Raw genomic sequence first — 23,205 nt, forward strand, 5'->3', positions numbered from 1 at the left:
TTCACAAAAAAGACCGTGTCTGTCTGTTGGAACAGCCGGTCTTTTTTTATGGCAGCGGACAGCGTACAAGGCTTGCTGACTTGTGTGTTTTTTTTGACTTTTGCACGATAAAACTTTAAAAAGGCAATTTGGTAAAAATGCGCATAAGTGACATGCTAATAGAGTGTATTAATGTAAAAATAACAAAATAAATAAAATAAAAAGAGAAGATGTTATGCAATTTGACGCCTGTTGACGATTTTTAGACACCCTAAGATGTATAATTTTTTATATACTATAATATAACGAAAAGAGGGTGTGATATGAGTAACATAATGATTACGGGTAAAGACCTGACACTGGATCAGATTGCAGCCATCTGTCGGGACCATGCCAAAATAGAATTGGCAGAAGAAGCAAAAAGGCAGATTGTTGAATCTAGAAAAGTAGTAGATCAGCTGGTGGAAGAGGAAAAAGTAGTTTATGGAATCACCACCGGATTCGGAAAGTTCAGTGACGTGGTGATTTCCCAGGACCAGTGCAAGGCCCTCCAGAAAAATCTGATCATTACTCATGCGGTAGGCGCAGGAGATCCTTTTAGAGAGGATATTGCCAGAGGAATTATGCTTCTGAGAATCAATAATCTGGTAAAGGGATTTTCTGGTATCCGTCTTGAGACTGTACAGACCATGGTGGACATGCTGAATAAGGGAGTAACAGCCTTTATTCCTGAAAAAGGTTCTCTTGGAGCTTCCGGCGATCTGGCTCCGCTGTCCCATATGGTACTGCCTATGCTGGGACTGGGCATGGCCTACTATCAGGGAGAACTGCTTCCAGGCGCAGAAGCCATGAAACGTGCAGGAATTCCTACTATTGAACTGTCAGCAAAAGAAGGACTGGCGCTGAATAACGGTACTCAGGCCATGACTTCTGCTGGTGCTCTGGCCGTTTACGATGCTTTGAACCTGTTAAAGGTAGCAGATATTACAGATGCGCTGTGCTTCGAAGCTCAGAATGGTGTAGTAGATGCTCTGGATCCAAGAGTTCATGAGGTACGTCCACATTCTGGACAGCTTGCTACAGCCAGAAACCTGCTGAGACTGCTGGAGGGAAGTAAAAATACTACCCGTCAGGGAGAAATCCGTGTACAGGATGCCTATTCTTTAAGATGTTCACCGCAGATTCATGGAGCCAGCAAGGATGCCATCAACTACGTGCTGGATAAGGTAAATATTGAGATTAACTCTGTAACAGACAACCCGATTATCTTCAAAGAAGATCAGGCCGGCATCTCCGGAGGAAACTTCCATGGACAGCCAATGGCATTAAGCTTTGACTTCCTGGGAATCGGTGTAGCAGAACTGGCAAACGTATCTGAGAGAAGAATTGAGCGTCTGGTAAATCCTGCTTACAGCAACCTTCCTGCATTCCTGACTCCACACGGCGGCGTATGCTCTGGATTTATGATTGTTCAGTATTCCGCAGCAGCTCTGGTATCAGAGAATAAAGTGCTGGCTCATCCGGCATCTGTAGACAGTATTCCATCTTCTGCAGGACAGGAAGACCATGTATCTATGGGAACCATTGCAGCCAGAAAAGCCGGAGAAATCGCCGGAAACGTAAGAAGAGTACTGGCTATGGAATTGATGGTTGCCTGCCAGGGAATCGATATGAGAGGAAATAAGGGCCTTGGAAAAGGAACCCAGGCAGCTTACGACCTGGTGCGCAGTAAAGTGGCTACTCTGGACGACGACAGAGAGCTGTACGGGGATATCAATTACTGCGAGCAGATCATTGCAGATGGTTCATTAGTAAAAGCCGTAGAAGAAGCTATTGGCGGAGAAATTGAAACAAAATAAAGAAGGTGTGAAAACTGCCGCTTCTGTATTTTGAGAGGGACCCCTTTGACAGAGGCGGCTATGTAAAAAAGAGGGAGGTATTTCTATGTCAAATTTACTTAATCCTGTAATTGTGGCAGTTATACTGTTGTGTGTGCTCTGCCTGTTAAAGGTAAACGTATTGCTGTCCATGCTGATTTCCCTGTTTGTAGCAGGACTTATCGGAGGACTTCCGATTGTGGCAGACGAGGGTGTCAGCATTATGAATTCTATTACCACCGGTTTTTCCAGTAACGCAGAAACAGCTCTGGCTTACGTGCTCCTGGGAACTCTGGCATCCTGTATGGCCTATACGGGAATAACAGAAATTTTATCTAAAAAGATTGCAAAAATCGTAAAGGGAAATAAGTGGATATTGCTGGCAATCCTGCTGGTAATCGCCTGTGCATCCCAGAACATTGTACCGATCCATATCGCATACATTCCAATTCTGGTTCCGCCGCTTTTATCTATGATGAATAAGATGAAGCTGGACAGACGTGGTGTGGCATGTACTATCGCTTTCGGTCATAAGGCGCCGTATATTGCAATCCCTATGGGATTTGGTCTGATTTTCATGACTATCATCCGCGATAATATTAACGACAACGTAGATCCTTCCTGGGGATGGAATATCACCATAGGACAGATTACATCTGTAAACTGGATTCTTGCTGTATCTATGATCATCGGTCTGGCTATCGCTGTGTTCGTTTCATACAGAAAACCAAGAGAATATAAAGATATTCCTCTGGAAGGTGTACATGAGCTGGAAGACCTGCATTTGAAACGTGAACACTGGGTAACTCTGATTGCGCTGGTAGTAGTTGTAGTCCTTCAGATCGTATTCAGTTCTCTGCCGGTAGCAGCATTAGGCGGTCTGCTTGTAATGTTTATCTTCCGTGCTGTAAAACCACAGGATATTGACGACCAGTTCCAGGGCGGCGTAAAATTGATGGGATTCATTGCATTCGTTATGCTGGTAGCAGGCGGATTTGCAACTGTACTTCAGAACACAGGAGCAGTAGATGCTCTGGTACAAAGCGCGATTTCCTTAATGGGCGGCAACAAGTGGATTGCAGCAACTATCATTACACTCATCGGTCTGCTGGTTACTATGGGTATCGGAACTTCCTTTGGTACAGTTCCTGTCCTTGCAGTACTTTATGTGCCTCTGTGCTATCAGATGGGATTTTCTCCTGCAGCAACTATCGTTCTGATGTCTGCAGCAGCAGCTCTGGGCGATGCAGGATCACCTGCTTCTGATACAACCCTTGGACCAACATCTGGTTTGAATGCTGATGGACAGCATGACCATATCTGGGATACTTGTGTACCTACATTCCTGCACTTTAATATCCCGTTGATGATCGCAGCCATCATTGCAGCACAGATTCTGTAATAGAAGAATAGTTACATAATGAAACCTTTAATGAAAAGTCTGCCTCATAATGGGGCAGACTTTTCACTGTATGGAGAATTCTTTTTTCTGCTCTTGATGAAAAAAATAAAACTGTACGAAAATACTCTGGTAACATGCAGAGAAATGTGATAGACTGAGTATAGCTTTAGGAAAAAGCTGAAATACTGAATTTTATAGGAGGTACGAGAAACGATGCAGAAATATGTATGTGAACCATGTGGATATGTATATGATCCCGAAGTAGGTGATCCGGATAGCGGAATCGCACCAGGAACAGCTTTTGAAGATCTGCCGGAAGACTGGGTATGCCCAATCTGCGGCGTAGGCAAAGAAGACTTTGTTCCGGAAGACTGATCAGTTTCCCAGAGGAAAAACCCCGTTGTTTATGCAGCGGGGTTTTGTTTTATCCGTCTATAAGGACTCCCCCGGTCAGGGAGTGAAGATAATCAATATTATCATAACTTTTCACAATTTCCTGAAGCTTCAGGATAGGGCCCGAAAGGAACTTGTCTTTATGGTAGACAAAACTGAACTGCCGGTTCCATTCATGGCTGGAGCTGGTAAAGACATAGACATTATGAGCTTTCAGGTCCTTCTCTAAAAGCCGCAGAGAAATCACTGCCAGACAGCCATTGATCTTTACTGCATTGAGGATACCGTCGGGAGTAGTCTCCTCAAAAGCTGTGCGGATATGAAGATGGTGACGGCGGATAAAGGTTTCAAAAAGTTCTCTGGTACCGCTTCCGGATTCCCGCATAACAAAAGGCTGCTCGTTCAATTCTGTTACCTTAATCGCAGATTTTCCGGCAAAAGGGTGGTCTGCGCTGCAGACCAGGACCAGCATATCCTGGACCATGGGAATGGATACCAGATCCGGACTTTTAATCTGCCCTTCCACTATAGCCACATCCAGCTCCATATTCAGCAGCTTCTGCTCAATAATCCTGGTATTATTTACATAAGAATACAGCTCCAGATCGGGACAGGATTTTTTCAGATCCCGGATCATATAGGACAGGATACTGCTTCCCAGAGTAATGGTGCCTCCGATGCGGAGACGTTGTATCCGGCTTTCCTGGGCCATATTTTGTTCTATCAGATCAAATTGGGTTACTACAGGTCTGGCATAGCTGTACAGCCGTTTCCCGGCTTCTGTGATAAACAGTTTTTTTGAAAGCCGTTCAAAAAGCAGAGTCTGGTAATGCTCCTCAAGCTCTCGGATAGCCTGGCTGACAGAGGGCTGGGATATGTAGAGTTTTTCTGCCGCAGCACTCATTTTTCCGGTGTCCGCTACGGTAATGAAGATTTTCAGATGGCGTATGGTCATAAAAGTTCCTCTGTATCATTATAAGATTTACCTATGAGTTATATAAAATTATATTTCTTTTCTTATACTATTGCAAGTGCTATAATAAGGGCAAGTGAAAAGTTATCTATAAGACAGAACAGAAGAAAAGAGGAGAATAAGCATGAAGGTTCTTATTATCGGCGGTGTGGCGGCAGGTACTAAGGTAGCTGCAAAGCTGAAGAGAGAAAACAGAGGGGCAGAAGTTTTGCTCCTTACGAAGAGTGAAGATATTTCTTATGCCGGCTGCGGGCTTCCCTATTACGTGGGAGATGTGATCCATGAGAGAAGCCAGCTCATTGTAAACACGCCTCAGTCTTTTGCTAAACTTACCGGTGCTGAGGTGAAGACTGGCATAGAAGTTACAGCTTTGAACAGAGAAGAAAAGAAGGTAACGGCCAAAGATGTTAAAACAGGAGAAGCAGCAGAGTATTCTTATGACAAGCTGGTCATTGCAACAGGGGCTTCCCCCATTGCGCCTCCTATTGAAGGGATGGGGCTGAAGAATATTTTCTTTATGCGTACGCCTCAGGATGCAGAAGATCTGAGAAAAGCTGTGGAAGCCGGCGGGATCAAGCGGGCAGTCATTGCCGGCGGCGGATTTATCGGTCTGGAAGTTGCAGAAAATCTTATGAGCAGAGGCGTCCGCACTACAGTAATTGATATGGCGCCTCATATCATGCCTGGATTTGATCCGGAAATGGCTGGATATGTAGAGGATTATCTGGCGGATAATGGCATTATGGTCATGACCAATACAAGACTGGAAGGAGTAGAAGGCACGGAATGCGTAGAGAAGGTTAAGACTTCACGGAGGGCCATTAAGGCAGACGCCCTTATCATGTCTCTGGGAATCCGCGCCAATACAGCTTTCCTGGAAGGAACAGGACTGGAGCTGGCTCCGAACCGCACGATTCTGGTGGACGAGCATCTCAGGACAAATGATCCGGATATCTATGCTCTTGGAGACTGTGCAATGATCACGAACCGCATGACCGGAAAGAGAGCCTGGTCTCCTATGGGCTCTTCTGCTAACATTGAAGGAAGGATCGCTGCTCAGAATCTTGCAGGAGCAGATCTGACTTATCCGGGAGTACTGGGAACCGGCGTGGTAAAATTGCCTGGACTGAATGCAGGCCGTAGCGGTCTTAATGAAGAAACAGCCAGGGCAGAAGGCCATGATGTGATAACAGTGACTACAGTGGTTGATGATAAGGCCCACTATTATCCAGGTGCCGGCAATTTTATTGTGAAGATGATTGCCGACAGGACTACAGGAGAATTCTTGGGTATCCAGGTCCTGGGAAAAGGTGCTGTAGATAAAATGGTAGATATTGCAGTGACAGCTATTAGTCTGAAGGCAACAGTATATCAGCTGAGAGACTTGGATTTCGCCTATGCTCCTCCTTTTTCTACAGCCATTCATCCCTTTGGTCATACCATTAACGTGCTGCTCAATAAGATGGAAGGTAAGCTGGATACCTTTACTCCCGCAGAATTCCAGGAAGGAAAGGCTGCAGGATACACCATTCTGGATGCTGGTATGGCTCCTGCCATTGAGGGAGCAGAGTTTATCAATCCTGCAGAGGTAGAAGGAGATCTTCCAGGACATGATAAAGAGGAAAAGCTTCTTCTGGTATGCACCAAAGGAAAACGGGCTTATCTCCTTCAGAACCGGCTGAAATATTACGGATATACTAATACCAAAGTGCTGGAAGGCGGAACTGCTTTTAACGGCACAGAGCTGTCTACAGAAGAATAAAAAAGAATATAGGAGGAAATTTTTATGGCAACACTTACCGTAAGCAAAGAGGATGAAAAGAGAGTGAAAGCCCTGGGCTTTCTCAGCAATAAAGGAACAGACAATTTTTCCGGAAGGATTATCACAAAAAACGGAAAGATTACTGCTGACCAGCAGATTGCTATTGGCGAGGCTGCAAAAAAGTTCGGCAATGGAAATGTTACATATACAACCCGTCTTACTGTAGAAGTCCAGGGGATTCCCTATGAGAAGATTGATGAATTCCGGGCATTTATCCAGGAGGCAGGACTGGATACAGGAGGAACAGGTTCTAAAGTACGTCCGGTAGTATCCTGCAAGGGTACTACCTGCCAGTATGGACTCATTGATACCTTTGGCCTTTCCGAGGAAATCCATGAGAAGTTTTATGTGGGATACCGTGGAGTAAAGCTGCCTCATAAATTCAAAATTGCTGTAGGCGGATGTCCAAACAATTGTGTAAAGCCAAACCTCAACGACCTGGGAATTATTGGACAGATGGTTCCAAATTATGATGAAGACCTTTGCAACGGCTGCAAGAAGTGCGGTGTGGTTAAAGCCTGTCCAGTAGGAGCTGCTGCAGTTGTAGACGGTTTGATGGAGATTGATAAGGAAAAATGTATTAACTGCGGACGGTGCATTGGAAGCTGCCATTTTGATGCTATTGAAGATGGGGTAAACGGCTATAAGGTTTATATTGGAGGAAGATGGGGAAAGAAAATTTCCATGGGCAAGACCCTGAATAAAATCTTTACATCCAAAGAGGAAGTCCTCAAACTGGTAGAAAAAGCCATCCTTCTTTACAGAGAACAGGGAAAGACCGGAGAACGTTTTGCAGAGACGGTAGACAGACTGGGGTTTGAAAGTGTAGAAGCCCAGCTCCTCTCAGATGATATCCTGGACAGAAAGCAGGAAATCCTGGAAGCGAAGCTTCATGAAGCAGGAGGAGCTACCTGCTGATAAAGGACAGAAAAACTTGTCCGTAGGCAGAGGAAAAGAATGGTTCTCCCGTTGACAAATGAAATACAGATTGCTATGATAAAGCAAAGAGAAAGAAGAGGGTATCTTGAAGAAAAGAGGCCCTCTTTTCCTTTGGAAAATTCAGAAATCGGGAGGTAGGTATATGAAATTCACAAAGATGCACGGTATCGGTAACGACTATGTTTATGTAAACTGCTTTACAGAGAAGATAGACAATCCCTCAGAAGTTTCCAGGAAGGTCAGTGACCGCCATTTTGGTATTGGCTCTGACGGCCTGATTCTCATAAAGCCTTCTGAAAAGGCAGATTTTGAGATGGAAATGTACAATGCAGACGGAAGCCAGGGAGCTATGTGCGGCAATGGCATCCGCTGTGTGGCAAAGTATGTCTATGATTATGGCCTTACGGATAAGACCAGTATCTCTGTGGACACAAAAAGCGGCATAAAATATCTGGATCTGACTGTAAAAGAGGGAAAGGTGAAAGAAGTCCGTGTAAATATGGGCTCTCCCATACTGGAAACAGGAAAGATTCCTATGATTTATTCCAAGAGTCCGGTAATCAGCCAGCCTTTGAATGTGGCTCAGGAGATTTATGAGGTGACCGCAGTTTCTATGGGAAATCCTCATGCAGTGGTCTATATGGAAGATGTAAAAAATCTGAAGATTGAAGAAGTGGGACCTTTTTTTGAAAAGAACAAAGCTTTTCCAGAAAGTGTAAATACAGAATTTGTCCGGGTAATTGACAGGAATACTGTAGAAATGCGTGTCTGGGAGAGAGGCAGCGGAGAGACCCTGGCCTGTGGTACAGGGGCATGTGCCGTTACAGTGGCCAGTGTGCTAAACAGCTATACAGATGATGAAGTGACGGTGCACCTTTTAGGAGGAGATCTGAAAATATTCTGGGACAGAAAGGAAAATCTGGTGTATATGACCGGCCCTGCAGAGGTAGTCTTTGACGGGGAGATTACACTGTAGGAGACGATGGGAAACAAAAGATGGCATTTATGAAAAAGAAGACGAGTATTGAAGACAAAAGGTTTTATCGGGATGTTCTGCGGCTGGTCATGCCTATGGCAGTCCAGAATCTCATTAATGTAGGGGTGACCTCTACAGATGTAATTATGCTGGGAAGGGTAAGCGAGACGGCTCTCTCAGGCGTGTCCCTTGCAAATCAGGTGTATTTTATCCTAAGCCTGCTGTATTTCGGACTGACATCGGGAGCTTGTGTTCTCACTGCCCAGTACTGGGGAAAAAAGGATACCAGGACAATTGAAAAGGTTATGGGGATGTCTTTTCGTATTTCCATTGGAGCGGGCATTGTTTTTGGAGCTGCAGCAATCTTTATTCCTCAGTATCTGATGCTGATTTTTACTTCAGACCAGGCAGTTATTGCAGAAGGAGTAGCTTATCTGAGGATTGCAGGATTCTCCTATGTTTTGTCAGCCTTTACGAATGTATATCTGAATATCATCAGAAGCATTGAGCGGGTGATCATTGCCACAGTGGTCTATGGAGTTTCTCTCTGCGCCAATATTATACTGAACTCCATTTTTATCTTTGGTCTTCTGGGAGCGCCGGCAATGGGGTCTGCAGGAGCTGCTCTGGGAACCTTGCTTTCCAGAGCAATTGAAGTTATCATAGTAGTGTACTATGCTCAGAAAAAGAACGATGTGGTGAAGATTCATATAAAGGATCTTTTTGTAAAAGACAAGGCTCTGGGAAGAGACTTTTTTACCTATGCTTTTCCCGTACTTTTAAATGAGCTGGCATGGGGTGCAGGAATGGCAGCTATTTCTGCTATTGTAGGCCATCTGGGAAGTGCTGCGGTAGCAGCTCATTCTGTGGCTCAGGTGTGCCGGCAGCTTTCTATGGTCATCGGCTTTGGTATCTCCAGCGCTACGGCTATTATGATCGGCAAAGCCATTGGAGAGAAGAAAGAAGAACTGGCAAAGGAATATGGCAGCCGCTTTGTAAAGCTGTCCATTGTCTGCGGTATAGGAGGAGCTGTGGTAATATTAGCCATTTCTCCGCTGCTGCCCATGTTTTTGAAATTGACCCCTCTGGCCAAGAGCTATCTTACGGCTATGATGCTTATCATGTCCTATTATGTGATCGGGCAGTCTCTGAACAGCACTATCGTAGTAGGGGTGCTCCGGGCAGGGGGAGATACCAGATTCGGACTTTTCCTGGACGTAGGGGTTATGTGGCTCTGCTCCATATTAGGAGCGGCAGTGGGGGCCTTTGTCATAGGAATCCCTATGCCATGGGTTTATATCCTTCTGTGCAGTGACGAGGTGATTAAGGTGCCTTTCTCACTGCAGAGATATAAGAGTTACCGCTGGCTGCGGAACGTAACCAGATAAAATGTCACAAAAGATTGGAGATGTTCACTGGATGAAATTAAATGAGACACCGATTGAAAAAGACTTCCGGGTGGCAAATGTTCGGGAAAGTGAAAAAATCCTCCGCCGGCTGGAGGCTCTGGGTATCCTGGAAGGGACCAGAGTGCGGGTGCTGAATCGGAAGAGAAATGGAGCAACGATTATTAAAGTCCGGGGCAGCCGCTGGGCTCTTGGAAATGACATTGCCCAGGGAATAGAAGTGGAGGAACTTACAGATGAAGAGTGAGATACGTGTAGGATTTGCGGGAAATCCCAACTGCGGCAAGACCACACTCTTTAACGCCTATACAGGTGCAAATTTGAAAGTGGCAAACTGGCCGGGAGTTACAGTAGAAAAAAAAGAGGGAGAGACTGAATACAAAGGCAGGAAAATGCGTCTTATTGACCTTCCCGGAATTTACAGTCTGACTTCCTATTCCATGGAGGAAAAAGTCTCCAGAAAGGTAATCCTGGGAGATGAGGTGGATATTATTGTAGACGTGGTGGATGCCTCGGCTCTGGAGCGAAACCTGTATCTGACGCTCCAGCTTCTGGAACTGGGAAAACCTGTGGTAGTTGCCCTGAATATGATGGACATTGTGGAAGAGCGGGGAATGGAGATTGACCTTCATCGTCTTCCGGAGCTGTTGGGAAATATTCCTGTAGTGCCGGTATCTGCCAGAAAGCGTACCGGTCTGGATGTGCTTCTCCATGCAGTAGAGCACCATTATGAAGAACAGACAGCAGATCCTGTAGTGGAATATTCTCGGGAAATTGAGGAGAAAATCCAGGAAATCAGCAATCGGATACAGAAGCAGTATCCGGAAAGCAAAAATCTTCGGTGGCACAGCATCAAAATCCTGGAAAATGATGAGCAGATCATAGAAGAGCAGCCTGTGGACATTTCTGATATTGCAGATAAGAACTATGAAAAGCAGATTATCAATGAAAAATACAACTATATTGAGGAAATCATAGAGGAGTGTGTGTTCTATAAAGGAAACCGTCAGTCTATGACAGAAAAGGCAGACAGGATTCTGACCCACCCTGTGGCAGGAGTTCCCGTGTTTTTATGTATTATGGCCCTGGTATTTTTCCTGACCTTTACAGTAGGAGATGCCGTTAAGGGAGTCTTTGAGCTGGGCCTTGACTGGGCTTTTGAGGCAGCCAGAACGGCTCTTACAGCTCTGGGTGCTTCTGGCTGGGTCTGTTCACTGGTGGTAGACGGGATTATGTCCGGTGTAGGCGGCATCCTGACCTTCCTTCCAAATATCTTTATCCTGTTTCTGGCCCTGGCTTTTCTGGAGGACAGCGGCTATATGGCAAGAGTGGCTTATGTCATGGATGGGATCATGGGAAAAGTGGGGCTGTCCGGCAAAGCTTTTCTGCCTATGGTACTGGGCTTTGGCTGTACGGTACCGGCAGTAATGGCCACCAGAACTCTGGAAAATGAGGAGGACAGAAAGAAGACCATCCTTCTTACACCTTTCATGTCCTGTTCTGCACGTCTGCCTATTTACGTGCTGTTTGCAGATGTATTTTTTGGAAAATACGCCATGGTGGCGGCATTCTCCCTTTATGCTTTGGGAATGATCGTGGCGATCCTTCTGGCTCTCATCATCGGGAAAGTATGGAGAACAGATAAAAAAATACCTCTTCTTATTGAGCTGCCGGATTACAAGGTGCCAAATCCCAGGACTATCCGGATTTATGTGTGGGAGAAGGTAAAGGATTATCTCACAAAAGCAGGAACTACAATCTTCGTAGCCTCGATTGTGATCTGGTTTATCCTGAACTATAATTTTCAGGGAATGACCAGCGATGTGACTACAAGTTTCGGCGCTATGATCGGAAAAGTCCTGGCTCCGGTACTGATACCTGCAGGGCTGGGAACCTGGCAGATCGTAGTGGCGCTGATTTCCGGACTTTCCGCAAAAGAAGTGGTGATTTCCAGCTTTTCCGTTCTTTACGGAGTCAATAATATCAGTTCTCCTGAGGGAATGACCACTCTTTCCCAGGCTCTGGGAGCAATTGGGTTTGGCCCCCTGAACGCTTATGCGCTGATGGTATTCTGCCTGCTGTATACCCCTTGTGTGGCTACATTGGCTACAGTCAGGAAGGAGACCCATTCTACTTCCTGGACATTGAAAATGGTGGTCTTCCAGCTCCTGCTGGCTTATACTGCGGCAGTGCTGGTGTTCCAGGTGGGAAGCCTTCTGGGGCTGTAAAAGAATTTTTATAGAAGGAGAAATAAATGGATATTCTTCTTGCAGCGGTAAATGCAAAATATATTCATACAAACCTGGCAGTCTACAGCCTGAAGGCTTACTGCCAGGAGTTCTCTCAGAGGATTTCTCTGAGGGAATATACGATTAATCAGGAAAAAGACCAGATATTGAAGGATATATATCACAGGGCCCCCAGGGTTCTGTGTTTTTCCTGTTATATCTGGAATATTTCTTATGTGAAAGAACTTATCAGAGATATTCATAAGATTTTGCCGGACACGGTTATCTGGACAGGTGGACCAGAAGTATCCTATGATGCAGAGAACTTTCTCAGGGAAATGCCGGAGGTCTTTGGCGTTATGCTGGGAGAGGGAGAAGAAACTTTCCGGAATCTGGTAAAATATTATGTAAACTCTGGGCTGGAAGATGGCCGTGCTCTTTCTACTGTTCCGGGAATCTGTTTCCGGGACAAGGAGAGCCTGGTAAATACCGGATTTCCGGAAGTTCTGGACATGGACTGGCTGGTATTTCCCTATGAAGACCTGTCTTTATTTGCTCATAAGATCCTGTACTATGAGAGCAGCAGAGGCTGTCCTTTTTCCTGCAGCTACTGTCTGTCTTCTGTGGACAAAAAACTTCGGTTTAAAAGTCTGGAACTGGTAAAAAAGGAACTGGGGATTTTCCTGGAGCATAAAGTGCCTCAGGTAAAATTTGTAGACAGGACCTTTAACTGCCGGGAGAGCCATGCCCTGGAAATATGGCAGTATATTAAGGAACACGACAATGGAGTGACGAATTTTCACTTTGAGATTGGCGCCGACCTTCTCACTCAAAAGGAAATAGAGCTGATCAGGACCATGCGTCCCGGACTGATACAGCTGGAAATCGGAGTTCAGTCTACCAATAAAAAGACCCTTCGGGAAATCCGCAGGTACGCTCCCTTTGAAAAGATCGCGGCCAATGTACTGGCAGTGAATGAAGGAGGGAATATCCATCAGCATCTGGACTTGATCGCGGGACTTCCCTGGGAGGACTATGAGAGTTTCCGGAAATCTTTCAATGAGGTCTATGCCCTTTCTCCAAACCAGCTTCAGCTGGGATTTTTAAAAGTCCTGAAGGGCTCTTATATGCATGAAAAGGCCCAAGACTACGGCTGTCTCTATAAAGACAGGGAACCCTATGAAGTTCTCGGAACCCGGTGGCTTTCCTATCAGGATATTATCCGCCTGAAAAGCGTAGAAGAGATGACGGAAATCTATTACAACAGCGGGCAGTTTTCTCATACCATACAGGCCGCAGTACAAGAATTCCCGGAGCCATTTTCCTTCTATGAAGCACTTGGGAAATTTTATGAGGAAAAAGGATATGACACTTTGTCCCATTCCAGGATCCGCAGATATGAAATTCTTCTGGAATTTTTGGAAACGGCAGGGATTTCCTGCCTGGAGTTTTACCGGCAGCTGATGGTCTATGACCTTTACGCCAGGGAAAATATGAAGACCAGACCTTCCTGGGCGCCGGAGAGAAAGGCTTATAAAGACAAGATTCAGGCTTTTTATGAGAGAGAAAAAGAAGGGCCTCGATATCTTTCCGGATACCGAGAGTATTCTTCCAGACAGATGGAAAAAATGACCCACCTGGAAATTTTTTCCTGGAATGTAGCAGAAGGAAAGAAGGAAGAGGGAATTTATCCGGTGCTTTTTGATTATCAGAAGAGAAGCCCCCTGACCTGGGATGCGGCGGCTTTTCTGGTGGAACTGTAAGGAACAGAGAAAGAGGTGGATCATGGCTTCAAAAAGGACAAAAGAGATTCTTGCCAGGCTGGATGAGGTTTATACCAGAGAATATAAATGTTATTTAAATTATGAGACCCCGGAACAGCTTCTGGTAGCCACTATGCTCAGCGCCCAGTGTACCGATGCCAGGGTGAATGTGGTGACCAAGGACCTGTTTCAGAAATATCCGGATATGGAGGCTTTCGCCAGGGCAGACCTGGAAGAGCTGGAACAGGATATCAAGCCTACGGGATTCTATCATAACAAGGCGAAGAATATTATTGGATGTGCCAGGAAAATCTGCCTGGAGTTTGACGGGAAAGTGCCGGAAAGTCTGGAAGACCTGGTAAGTCTTCCCGGAGTGGGGAGAAAAACTGCCAATGTGATCAGGGGAAATATTTTCCATGAGCCCAGTATAGTGGTAGATACCCATGTTAAAAGGATTTCAAGGCGGCTGGGATTTACAAAAGAAACAGATCCGGAGAAGATAGAGATGGAGCTGATGAAGGTGCTGCCAAAGGACCACTGGATCCTCTACAATATCCAGATCATTACTTTTGGGCGCCAGATCTGCTTTGCCAGGTCCCCGAAATGCCAGGAATGTTTCCTGACAGAATATTGTACAGAGTATAAAGAAAAGCAAAAGAAAAGCAGGAAAAAATCATGAGAGAATATGTATCTCTGGACCTGGAGACTACAGGTCTGGAACCGAAAAAGGACAGGATCATTGAAATCGGAGCAGTGAAGATCCGAGATGGTCAGATACAGGAGACCTATGCTACTTTGGTGGACCCGCAGACGAAAATCCCGGAGAGGATCACAGAGCTTACCGGTATCAGCAGCCGGATGGTGGAGGGAAAACCCTTTGGACAGGAGGCAGTGAAAGGTCTTCTGGATTTCTGCGGGGAACTTCCTCTTCTGGGCCATAATATTATGTTTGATTATAGCTTCGTAAAGCATAGTGCAGTGAATATGGGCATGGATTTTGAGAAAAAGGGTATGGATACTCTGAAGCTTGCCAGAAATCTTCTGCCGGACCTGGAGAGCAAAAGTCTTCAGAACCTGAGACAGTATTACCACCTTCCTCAGGAAGAAGCCCACAGGGCCTCAGAGGACGCTCTGACTACTTTCCGCCTTTATGAAAGGCTCCGGGAAGAGTTTGAAGAGAAAAATCCCCAGCTTTTCTGCCCTCAGGAACTGATCTGCAAAGTGAAGCGCCAGGGCCCTATTACTCCGGCCCAAAAACGTTACTTGCAGGATTTAGTAAAATATCATAGAATAAACCTTGACACAGAGCCGGAGAGTCTGACTAAAAACGAAGCCTCCCGGTTGATCGATACAATTCTTGGAACTTATGGAAAGATTGTGAGGTAAGAGAATATGAGAAATAGAAAGGATTCTAAAAAACAGCGGATTTTTGCAGCTGTGCTGGCCGTGATCATCGTGCTGGCTATGGTGGTGCCCATGGCGGCATATGCATTGTAGGAATAACAACAGGTAAGACCAGGGGGCGGGCCCCTGGAGACGGAGGTTTGGAAGATGAAAATTGGGAAATTACCGGAACCTATGCTGATACGTTCCGTTTTGAAAGAGGTAGAGCACAGAAGAGATGAGGTGCTGGTAGGCCCTGCAGTGGGTCAGGACTGTGCCGTAGTGGAACTGGGAGAGGGAGAGGTTTTTGTACTTTCTACAGACCCTATCACCGGAACTACGAAGGACATTGGACGGCACAGCGTCCATATTACAGCCAATGATCTGGCTGCTTCCGGAGCAGACCCTCTGGGAGTTATGCTGACGATCCTTCTCACTCCGGATACCAGGGAAGAGGAACTTAAAGAGATGATGCGGGGAGTAGAAAGGGCCTGTAAAGAGCTGAACATGGAAGTCATGGGCGGACACACAGAGATTACCCATGTGGTAAAGCAGCCGCTGATTTCGCTTACTGGCGTGGGAAAGATGAAAAAGAACAGAGTGCTGACTACAGCTGCTGTAAGACCTGGCCAGGATATTGTGATCACTAAGTGGATTGGCCTGGAAGGTACATCTGTAGCAGCAAAAGAAAAGGAAACAGAGCTTCTGGAAAAATTCGCCCCTTCTTTTGTAGAGACTGCCAAGAATTTTGACCAGTATCTTTCTGTGCTTCCTGAGGCCAGGATTGCAAGAGAGTGGAGCATTTCTGCTATGCATGATATTACTGAGGGAGGAGTTTTCGGGGCTCTCTGGGAAATGGGAAGCGGTTCCGGCGTAGGCCTGGACATTGACCTGAAAAAAATTCCCATCCGTCAGGAAACCGTAGAGGTATGCGAGACTCTGGGCCTGAACCCTTATATCCTCATGTCCAGCGGTTCTATGATGATCGCTGCAGATGACGGGTACAGCCTGGCAGAGAAACTGAAGCAGGCAGGAATCCCTGCCTCCGTAGTTGGGAAAGCTACTGAAGGAAATGACAGGATACTGAGAAATGGTGAAGACACCAGATACCTGGATAAGCCTCAGAGCGATGAACTCTACAAAATCTATCAGTAACAGAGGAAGAAAAAATGGCAAAGTTGAATATTGTACTGTATGAGCCGGAAATTCCTGCCAACACAGGAAATATCGGCAGGACCTGTGTGGCTACAGGAACCAGACTTCATCTTATAGAGCCTTTAGGATTCAGGCTGAATGAGAAGGCTATTAAAAGAGCAGGGATGGACTACTGGAAAGACCTGGATGTGACCACTTATCTGAACTACCAGGATTTCCTGGAAAAAAATCCCGGGGCAAAGATTTATATGGCTACGACCAAAGCCCCTCAGATTTACACAGAGGTTCATTACGAAGAGGACTGCTATATTATGTTCGGAAAGGAAAGCGCCGGGATTCCCGAGGAAATCCTTTTGGAGAACCAGGAGACTGCTATCCGGATTCCCATGATAGGGGATATCCGTTCGCTGAATCTCAGCAACTCTGTGGCCATTGTCCTTTATGAGGCTCTGCGGCAGAATCGTTTCGACCATATGCAGCTGGAAGGACATTTGACAAAATATCAGTGGAAATAAAGGAGCTGCTGCATTAATCAAAATCGAGAATATTTATACATTTTCTTGCTCAGTCTGCGCCGCTTTGAGCCTATGGTCTCAAAGCAGTGCTCGACGAATTCGCATAAAATGTATAAATATTTCTGACATATGATTAATGCAGCAGCTCCTTTTGACTTTCGGAAAAGGAAGCAGGCTGATATGGTTTCCCGGGCTCAGATTTCTTTTTCCTGACTTTTGGCCAGGGTAAAAATAAATTCCGTGCCAACCCCTTCTGTGCTGATCACGTTGATATTCTGCTGGTGGGCATTGATGATTTCCTTTACAATAGAAAGGCCCAGGCCTGTGCCCTTCCGGTCCTTTCCTCTGGAAGAATCAATCTTATAAAATCTGTCCCAGATTTTGGACAGATTTGCCTTGGCAATACCGCATCCCATATCTTTTACAGAGACGAAGACAGTTTCGTGTTTCAGGGAAGATTCAATTTTAATTACAGAATCTTCGGGACTGAACTTAATGGCGTTGTCAATAAGGTTATAAAGCACCTGCTGGATCTGGACCATGTCTGCGTGGACAAAAAGAGTCTGTCCTGTAAGGAGCAGTTCAATGGAAATCCGCCGGTCCCTGCAGGTTCCTTCAAAGGTGGCAGCGGTGGTTTTGATCACATTGTTGATATCAAAATCCGAATAGTCCAGGTGCCTGCCCTTCTGGTCCAGATTATTCAGGGTCAGAAGACTTTCTGTCAGCTTATAAAGCCGGTCTGTTTCAAAGACTACGATTTTCAGATATTTTTCCTGGAGCTCAGGGGGAATAGTCCCGTCCAGGATAGCTTCCGTGTACCCTTTAATAGAGGTAAGGGGAGAGCGGAAATCATGAGACACGTTGGCAATAAACTTTTTCTGATAGTTCCCTGTCATGTCCAGTTCATCTGACATATAGTTCAGAGTCAGAGCCAGATAACCCAGCTCATCTTCCTTATCCAAGGGGATATTATATTTCAGATTTCCTGAGGCGAAAGCGTCTGCTCCCTGAATGATTTTTTTCAGAGGCCGGTAGATCATAAAAGAAAAAACCGGGATAATGGCTGCCAGGATTGCCAGGAAAACGAAAAAGACTATATAAATGATATTTAAAATATCATCTCGCTGCTCGTATATTACAGACATGGGCAGGTGGATGGCCACATACCCATTTACGCTCATATTCAAGGTTACAGGAACCATAACGCTTAACTGCTCCTGGGAAAATTCGTTGAAAAAATTTCCCACCTGATAATAAGAGCCGCTGGCAGTTCCCGGATCAAAGTCCTCGATCACAGGATAATCCTCTGTGTACAGTTCTTCATCTGTGTTCATGAGGATTTCTCCCTGAGGACTGATCAGCCAGATAGAGCAGTCCTGGTAGGAGGCTACGGTACAGAGATTCTGGTAGGTGTCTTCCGGCGAAATCGTTTCTCTGTAATACTTGGTGGCCCGGTTGGAGGCAATGTCTGTGGCCTCCCGGTACAGCTGGTTGCTGTATACGGATTCCACATGCCGCTCTGCCATGGAGCTGCCTGCCAGGGCCACCGTGAAAAAGCCGATAAAACCCAGTATAAAAAATGCCAGGACAAATTTTATATACAGGTATTTTTTCATTTGTTTTTAACCTCAAATTTATAGCCGATTCCCCAGACGGTGGCAATAGACCAGGCCGGGTGGTCTTTTATCTTTTCCCTGAGACGCTTAATGTGTACGTCTACAGTTCTGGTATCTCCGATGTATTCATAGCCCCAGATATGGTCCAAAAGCTGCTCTCTGGTAAACACCTGATTGGGAGAAGAAGCCAGGAAATAAAGAAGCTCCAGTTCCTTTGGAGGCATGTCGATCTGGTTTCCGTAATAGATTACCGAGTAATTGGTCAGGTTAATGGCCAGATCCGGATATTCCACATATTTTCCCGCAGGCTGAGTGGCGGGGGCCACCGTAGGCTGATATCTGCGAAGAACCGCTTTTACTCTGGCCACCAGCTCTTTGGAGTCAAAGGGTTTGATCATATAGTCGTCTGCGCCAAGCTCCAAGCCCAGGACCTTGTCAAAAATCTCTCCCTTGGCGGAGAGCATGATAATAGGTACATTGGATTTATGACGGATTTCCCGGCACACCTGATAGCCGTCCATTCCTGGCAGCATCAGATCCAGCAGGATCAGATTGGGAGCAAAAGAGGCGAAAGCCTTCAGGGCCTCTTCTCCGTCATTTACAATTTTGGTGTCGTAACATTCCTTGGTAAGATACAGAGAGATCAGCTCTGCAATATTGTTGTCGTCATCTACAATGAGTATTTTCTGTTTTACAGCCATATTTATCCCCCTTACTTTTTAAATTCTACAATAGTTACCCCGGCGTCTCCTTCTCCAAATTCCGCCAGATGGAAATTATCTACGTATTTCAGACGTTTCAGATAATTATGAACGCCTTTCCGCAAAGCGCCGGTGCCTTTGCCGTGTACGATACGGACACTGCTTAAATGAGCCAGATAAGCGTCGTCCAGATACTTATCCAGTTCTGCTACGGCTTCATCTACAGTTTTTCCAAGAAGATTAATCTCTGTTCTCACAGAAGCGGATTTACTCATACGGATTTTTCCGGCTCCTGTTTTCTGAAGAGATGGTCCGGTGATCACTGGCTCGTCAATAAGCTCCAGATCGGAAAGAGCTACTTTAGAGCGGAGAATACCCATCTGTACATAGACCATACCCTTGGCGTCTGGTTTGGAACTGATCGTGCCTTTTACATTCAGGCTTAATACCCGAACGCTGTCTCCCAGGGAAATATCCTTGGGCGTAAGAGAAGATTTCTTTTTCTCCGGAGTTTTCAGAGCGATTTTCTTTCCCGTATCATTGACGCGTTTCCGGAGCTTTTCCCTTTGAGCCTCCAGTTCTTTGGCACTGAGGGTCTCTTTGCCGGCTTTGTTGAAAATCTTCATGGTCTGGTCTGCATATTCCTTAGCCTCCCGCAGAATCCGGTGGGCTTCTTCATTAGCATTTCTCAGGATTTTTTCCTTCTGCTGATCCAGCCGGTCTTCTTTGGCCTCCAGCCGAGCCTTCAGTTCCTTAATCTCTTCTTTGTATTTTGCGATTTCCTCCTGTTCTGATTCAATGGTTTTCCGGCTTTCTTCCAGAGAAGTGAGCACATCCTCAAAAGATTCATCCTCCTGACTGATCTGCTCTTTAGCCTTTTCAATAATATAATCCGGCAGACCCAGTTTACTGGAAATCGCAAAAGCGTTGCTCTTTCCGGGAACGCCGATAAGGAGGCGGTAGGTAGGCCGGAGGGTTTCTACATCAAATTCACAGGAGGCATTCTCTACCCCCTGAGTGGAGAGCGCATAAACTTTCAGTTCGCTGTAGTGTGTGGTTGCCATTGTACGGATTCCCTGCCTGTGGAGATGGGAAAGTATGGCAATGGCCAGAGCCGCACCTTCCGTAGGGTCGGTTCCGGCTCCCAGTTCGTCGAAGAGGACCAGGGAATCCCGGTCTGCCTTTTCCAGAAAACGGACCACATTGGTCATGTGAGAGGAAAAGGTACTGAGAGACTGTTCAATGCTCTGCTCGTCTCCAATGTCAGCATAAACCTCTTTAAACACGCTGAGACGGGAGTTGTCAAAAGCGGGAATATGAAGTCCTGACTGTCCCATAAGAGTGAGGAGTCCTACTGTTTTCAGTGACACCGTCTTTCCGCCGGTGTTGGGGCCGGTAACGATGAGAAGGTCGAAGGTTTCTCCCAGACGGATGTCAATAGGGACTACCTGATGCTTTTCGATCAATGGATGCCGGGCTTTCTTTAAATCGATAATGCCCTCAGTGTTAAACTTGGGTTCTGTGGCGTTCTGAGACTTGGCCAGAAGAGCCCGGGCGAAGATAAAGTCAAGCTGGGCCAGAATTTTCAGATCGTCCTGGATCAGTTCCAGACTTTCGGCGGCAGCCTGGCTGAGATTGGAGAGAATGATTTCAATCTCTGCCTGTTCTTTGGCCTCCAGTTCCCGCAGATCATTATTCAGTTTTACTACAGCCATAGGCTCTACGAATACTGTTGAGCCAGTGGAGGACTGGTCATGTATCATTCCGGGGACCTGACCTCTGTATTCTGATTTTACAGGAATACAGTATCGTCCATTACGCATGGTAATCACTCCGTCCTGAAGATAGGTCCTGGCACTTCCGCTGATGTAGGAAGACAGCTGGCTGTGTATTTTTTCATTGATGTTTTTCATATTCCGGCGTACCTGACGGAGTCCCGGACTGGCGTCATCTGCAATTTCTTCCGGAGTCAGGATACAGCGGCGGATTTCTGAAGACAGGGGAGTAAGAGGTTCCAGAACCTGAAACATTCCGTCCAGGGAATCGGTATTCTCATCCTCTGTGTCTTTCCGGGAATAGGCTTTGGCCCGTCCGGCATTTTCCAGAAGTCCTGCAATATCCAGAAGCTCTCCGGTTCCAAGAGAAGCACCTACTTCCAACCTTTTCAGAGAACCACGGATATCCTTCACTCCGCCGAAGGAAAGGGAGCCTTTCTGATAGACCCGGGAAAGTGCGTCAGCCGTTTCCTGCTGCATAAGCTCAATCTCTGCCAGTTCCGCAGAGGGCATAAGGCGCCGGCACATGTCCTTTCCAAGGCTGGAAGTGGCAAAACTCTCCAGCTGCTCTGTGATTTTATAATATTCTAAAGTCTTTAATGCTTTTTCATTCATATTGTCCACCTTGTCAGATTCCATTTTTTCCTGGGGCAAAGGCCTCAGGGGACACTTGTATGTCTTCTCTATTCTACATGAAATGCCTGAGAATGAAAAGGTTTTGGGCTTCTTTTTTTCTTTTAGAAAGATGTTTATTTGTATATTCTTCATAAAAAGTTCATAAATTTTCAGTATAATAGACAAAAATATGCCGTTGAGCATTTGTGAATCTGACAGACGGAGAGCAAAGGATATGGGCGAAGATAGAAGAGAAGAGATACAGGCGTATGAAGAATCCCGGGAGACCCCAGAAAAGAAAGGGGAACAGGAAAGAGTTCCGGAACCGGGAAAGGAGAGTCAGGTCCAGGAGAATACCCGGGAAGCTGCAGAAGAGACTCAGAAACAGGAGAACTCTCTGGAAGCGGCGGAGACGGAAGATGACGGAAGCTCTTATGAATTTATGAAAGAGACAATTAAAGCAAAACCTCTGGATAAAAAGAAAATAGCCAGACAGGCAGGAAAGCTGGTGGGCTCCGGCGCAGTATTTGGGTTGGCGGCAGCCCTGGTTTTCGGTGCCCTGGCGCCGGCATTCCTGGAAGAGGCAAGGGCGAGAAAAAGCGCCCAGGAGGTACAGTTTCAGAACAGTACGGAAGAGACTGAGGAAGAACAGGAAGATACTCAGGAAGAAGAACAGGAGGATACCCAGGAACAGACAACAATCATCCAGGAAATGACCCCAGAGGATTATCAGACTTTATATGCGGATATTTTTTCAACTGCTCAGGAAGCGGAAAAGGCTATAGTAACGGTTACCAGCAGCCAGAATACCCAGGACTGGTTCCAGACGCCTTATGAGAGTTCGATTTCCGGACTTTTGGTGGCAGAAAGCGGAGAAGAATATTATATCCTTACAGAGTATCGGATCGTGGAAAAGGTAGACCGGATCCATGTTACTTTTTGTGATGGAAAGATGATTGAAGCCCGGTTCCAGAAAGCAGATACCAATACTGGCTTTGCTATTTTAAAGGTTCCGAAGTCAGAAGTGCCTGCAGAGACCCAGCAGGCAGTAGCTATTGCACCCTTGGGCGAGTCCTATAATGTAAGACAGGGAGAACCTGTGCTTGCAATTGGCTGTCCTATGGGGTATAGTGATTCTGTTGGCTACGGAATCGTAACTTCTACTTCAAATACAGTATCTAAGATAGATGCAGAATATGGTCTTATTACCACCGATATTACCGGCAGCAGCCAGGGAAGCGGCGTGATTGTAAATTTGGATGGGGAGATTATCGGCATTATTGCCCAGTCTTTTGCTAATGAAGATACCCAGAATCTCATCACAGGTCTGTCTATTTCTGACAGCAGAGAATTGATCCAGACCCTTTCAGGCAATCAGGATATTATCTATATGGGCATTACCGGAGAGAATATCACCTCAGAGATTTCCGAAAAGAAGGGAATCCCGGTGGGAGTTTTTGTGGAAAAAGTAGAGGTGGATTCTCCTGCTATGCAGGTGGGGATCCAGAACGGCGATGTGATTACGGAAGTCAATGGAGAAAAAGTGGAGACTGTCAAAGGATACCAGCAGCAGATGAAAGCCTGCAAAAACGGAGATACCATAAAAGTCAAGGCCATGCGCCAGGGAACGGAAGGTTATGTGGAAGTATCCTTTGAGGTTACGCTAAAGGCAAAATAGAAAGGGCAT

Annotated in this window: 19 protein-coding genes; 15 read left to right on the forward strand and 4 right to left on the reverse strand. The window is 46.0% G+C overall.

Going from position 1 to position 23,205, the window contains the following annotated elements; genetic code table 11:
• The first annotated feature begins 302 nt into the window (after positions 1-302).
• From hutH to rd, 3 genes are all read left to right on the forward strand, one after another.
• Positions 303-1,838 carry a histidine ammonia-lyase gene (hutH, locus tag B5G00_RS09155; protein WP_087271812.1) on the forward strand — a complete coding sequence of 512 codons (1,536 nt, stop codon included), beginning with the start codon at positions 303-305 and terminating at the stop codon, positions 1,836-1,838.
• Between the two features lie 85 nt (positions 1,839-1,923).
• The gene (locus tag B5G00_RS09160; protein ID WP_087271815.1) at positions 1,924-3,258 is read left to right on the forward strand and encodes a Na+/H+ antiporter family protein; all 1,335 of its coding nucleotides are present in this window, start codon (positions 1,924-1,926) and stop codon (positions 3,256-3,258) included.
• Positions 3,259-3,471: 213 nt separating this feature from the next.
• On the forward strand, positions 3,472-3,633 hold the full coding sequence (rd, locus tag B5G00_RS09165; protein WP_087271818.1) for a rubredoxin: 162 nt from the start codon (positions 3,472-3,474) through the stop codon (positions 3,631-3,633).
• Between the two features lie 49 nt (positions 3,634-3,682).
• Here the strand turns inward: rd and B5G00_RS09170 are convergent, their stop codons facing one another.
• The gene (locus tag B5G00_RS09170) at positions 3,683-4,606 is read right to left on the reverse strand and encodes a LysR family transcriptional regulator (RefSeq protein WP_087271821.1); all 924 of its coding nucleotides are present in this window, start codon (positions 4,604-4,606) and stop codon (positions 3,683-3,685) included.
• Positions 4,607-4,748: 142 nt separating this feature from the next.
• Between B5G00_RS09170 and B5G00_RS09175 the strand changes: the two genes are divergently transcribed.
• The 11 genes from B5G00_RS09175 (at position 4,749) to B5G00_RS09225 (ending at position 16,811) form a co-directional block, all read left to right on the forward strand.
• Positions 4,749-6,386 carry an FAD-dependent oxidoreductase gene (locus tag B5G00_RS09175; protein WP_087271824.1) on the forward strand — a complete coding sequence of 546 codons (1,638 nt, stop codon included), beginning with the start codon at positions 4,749-4,751 and terminating at the stop codon, positions 6,384-6,386.
• Between the two features lie 24 nt (positions 6,387-6,410).
• Positions 6,411-7,364, forward strand: a complete 954-nt coding sequence (locus B5G00_RS09180) for a 4Fe-4S binding protein (RefSeq protein ID WP_087271827.1) — start codon at positions 6,411-6,413, stop codon at positions 7,362-7,364.
• 163 nt (positions 7,365-7,527) lie between these two features.
• The gene (gene dapF / locus B5G00_RS09185; protein WP_087271830.1) at positions 7,528-8,361 is read left to right on the forward strand and encodes a diaminopimelate epimerase; all 834 of its coding nucleotides are present in this window, start codon (positions 7,528-7,530) and stop codon (positions 8,359-8,361) included.
• 20 nt (positions 8,362-8,381) lie between these two features.
• The gene (locus B5G00_RS09190) at positions 8,382-9,749 is read left to right on the forward strand and encodes an MATE family efflux transporter (RefSeq protein WP_334293305.1); all 1,368 of its coding nucleotides are present in this window, start codon (positions 8,382-8,384) and stop codon (positions 9,747-9,749) included.
• Positions 9,750-9,780: 31 nt separating this feature from the next.
• Positions 9,781-10,014, forward strand: a complete 234-nt coding sequence (locus B5G00_RS09195) for a FeoA family protein (RefSeq protein WP_087271834.1) — start codon at positions 9,781-9,783, stop codon at positions 10,012-10,014.
• A complete protein-coding gene (feoB, locus tag B5G00_RS09200) occupies positions 10,004-11,995 on the forward strand; it encodes a ferrous iron transport protein B (RefSeq protein ID WP_087271837.1) in 1,992 nt (663 codons plus the stop codon). The genes B5G00_RS09195 and feoB overlap by 11 nt, the downstream gene beginning before the upstream one ends.
• A gap of 26 nt (positions 11,996-12,021) precedes the next feature.
• Positions 12,022-13,758, forward strand: coding sequence for a B12-binding domain-containing radical SAM protein (locus B5G00_RS09205; RefSeq protein WP_087271841.1), 1,737 nt, complete (start codon positions 12,022-12,024; stop codon positions 13,756-13,758).
• 22 nt (positions 13,759-13,780) lie between these two features.
• Positions 13,781-14,437 (forward strand): endonuclease III, encoded by a 657-nt coding sequence (nth, locus tag B5G00_RS09210; RefSeq protein ID WP_087271844.1) that lies wholly within the window; start codon positions 13,781-13,783, stop codon positions 14,435-14,437.
• The gene (locus tag B5G00_RS09215) at positions 14,434-15,144 is read left to right on the forward strand and encodes a 3'-5' exonuclease (RefSeq protein ID WP_087271847.1); all 711 of its coding nucleotides are present in this window, start codon (positions 14,434-14,436) and stop codon (positions 15,142-15,144) included. The genes nth and B5G00_RS09215 overlap by 4 nt, the downstream gene beginning before the upstream one ends.
• A 165-nt stretch (positions 15,145-15,309) precedes the next feature.
• Positions 15,310-16,296: an AIR synthase family protein gene (locus tag B5G00_RS09220; protein WP_087271851.1), complete on the forward strand. Its 987-nt coding sequence runs from the start codon at positions 15,310-15,312 to the stop codon at positions 16,294-16,296.
• Positions 16,297-16,310: 14 nt separating this feature from the next.
• Positions 16,311-16,811: a tRNA (cytidine(34)-2'-O)-methyltransferase gene (locus B5G00_RS09225; RefSeq protein ID WP_087271854.1), complete on the forward strand. Its 501-nt coding sequence runs from the start codon at positions 16,311-16,313 to the stop codon at positions 16,809-16,811.
• A gap of 194 nt (positions 16,812-17,005) precedes the next feature.
• On the opposite strand, the gene B5G00_RS09230 is transcribed toward B5G00_RS09225, so the two are convergent.
• From B5G00_RS09230 to B5G00_RS09240, 3 genes are read right to left on the reverse strand one after another with little or no spacing between them, the layout of a single operon-like run.
• Entirely contained in the window at positions 17,006-18,427 is a 1,422-nt protein-coding gene (locus B5G00_RS09230) for a sensor histidine kinase (RefSeq protein WP_087271857.1), read from the reverse strand.
• Complete coding sequence (locus B5G00_RS09235) at positions 18,424-19,128, reverse strand: response regulator transcription factor (protein WP_087271861.1); 705 nt, start codon at positions 19,126-19,128, stop codon at positions 18,424-18,426. Before B5G00_RS09235 ends, B5G00_RS09230 begins: the two co-directional genes overlap by 4 nt.
• An 11-nt stretch (positions 19,129-19,139) precedes the next feature.
• A complete protein-coding gene (locus tag B5G00_RS09240; RefSeq protein WP_087271956.1) occupies positions 19,140-21,518 on the reverse strand; it encodes an endonuclease MutS2 in 2,379 nt (792 codons plus the stop codon).
• 235 nt (positions 21,519-21,753) lie between these two features.
• Here B5G00_RS09240 and B5G00_RS09245 point away from each other — a divergent pair, with 235 nt between their 5' ends.
• Positions 21,754-23,196 carry a S1C family serine protease gene (locus tag B5G00_RS09245; RefSeq protein WP_242971327.1) on the forward strand — a complete coding sequence of 481 codons (1,443 nt, stop codon included), beginning with the start codon at positions 21,754-21,756 and terminating at the stop codon, positions 23,194-23,196.
• The last annotated feature ends 9 nt before the right edge of the window (positions 23,197-23,205 follow it).

Source organism: Blautia sp. An46 (assembly GCF_002161645.1).
Lineage (GTDB): Bacteria > Bacillota > Clostridia > Lachnospirales > Lachnospiraceae > Blautia > Blautia ornithocaccae.

Coding starts and splice junctions, on each gene's coding strand:
- rd (WP_087271818.1), top strand. CDS start 3,472: ATGCAGAAATATGTATGTGAACCATGTGGATATGTATATGATCCCGAA.
- nth (WP_087271844.1), top strand. CDS start 13,781: ATGGCTTCAAAAAGGACAAAAGAGATTCTTGCCAGGCTGGATGAGGTT.
- B5G00_RS09190 (WP_334293305.1), top strand. CDS start 8,382: ATGGCATTTATGAAAAAGAAGACGAGTATTGAAGACAAAAGGTTTTAT.
- B5G00_RS09195 (WP_087271834.1), top strand. CDS start 9,781: ATGAAATTAAATGAGACACCGATTGAAAAAGACTTCCGGGTGGCAAAT.
- feoB (WP_087271837.1), top strand. CDS start 10,004: ATGAAGAGTGAGATACGTGTAGGATTTGCGGGAAATCCCAACTGCGGC.
- B5G00_RS09215 (WP_087271847.1), top strand. CDS start 14,434: ATGAGAGAATATGTATCTCTGGACCTGGAGACTACAGGTCTGGAACCG.
- B5G00_RS09240 (WP_087271956.1), bottom strand. CDS start 21,518: ATGAATGAAAAAGCATTAAAGACTTTAGAATATTATAAAATCACAGAG.
- B5G00_RS09170 (WP_087271821.1), bottom strand. CDS start 4,606: ATGACCATACGCCATCTGAAAATCTTCATTACCGTAGCGGACACCGGA.
- dapF (WP_087271830.1), top strand. CDS start 7,528: ATGAAATTCACAAAGATGCACGGTATCGGTAACGACTATGTTTATGTA.
- B5G00_RS09160 (WP_087271815.1), top strand. CDS start 1,924: ATGTCAAATTTACTTAATCCTGTAATTGTGGCAGTTATACTGTTGTGT.
- B5G00_RS09220 (WP_087271851.1), top strand. CDS start 15,310: ATGAAAATTGGGAAATTACCGGAACCTATGCTGATACGTTCCGTTTTG.
- B5G00_RS09175 (WP_087271824.1), top strand. CDS start 4,749: ATGAAGGTTCTTATTATCGGCGGTGTGGCGGCAGGTACTAAGGTAGCT.
- B5G00_RS09235 (WP_087271861.1), bottom strand. CDS start 19,128: ATGGCTGTAAAACAGAAAATACTCATTGTAGATGACGACAACAATATT.
- B5G00_RS09180 (WP_087271827.1), top strand. CDS start 6,411: ATGGCAACACTTACCGTAAGCAAAGAGGATGAAAAGAGAGTGAAAGCC.
- B5G00_RS09205 (WP_087271841.1), top strand. CDS start 12,022: ATGGATATTCTTCTTGCAGCGGTAAATGCAAAATATATTCATACAAAC.
- B5G00_RS09230 (WP_087271857.1), bottom strand. CDS start 18,427: ATGAAAAAATACCTGTATATAAAATTTGTCCTGGCATTTTTTATACTG.
- B5G00_RS09245 (WP_242971327.1), top strand. CDS start 21,754: ATGGGCGAAGATAGAAGAGAAGAGATACAGGCGTATGAAGAATCCCGG.
- hutH (WP_087271812.1), top strand. CDS start 303: ATGAGTAACATAATGATTACGGGTAAAGACCTGACACTGGATCAGATT.
- B5G00_RS09225 (WP_087271854.1), top strand. CDS start 16,311: ATGGCAAAGTTGAATATTGTACTGTATGAGCCGGAAATTCCTGCCAAC.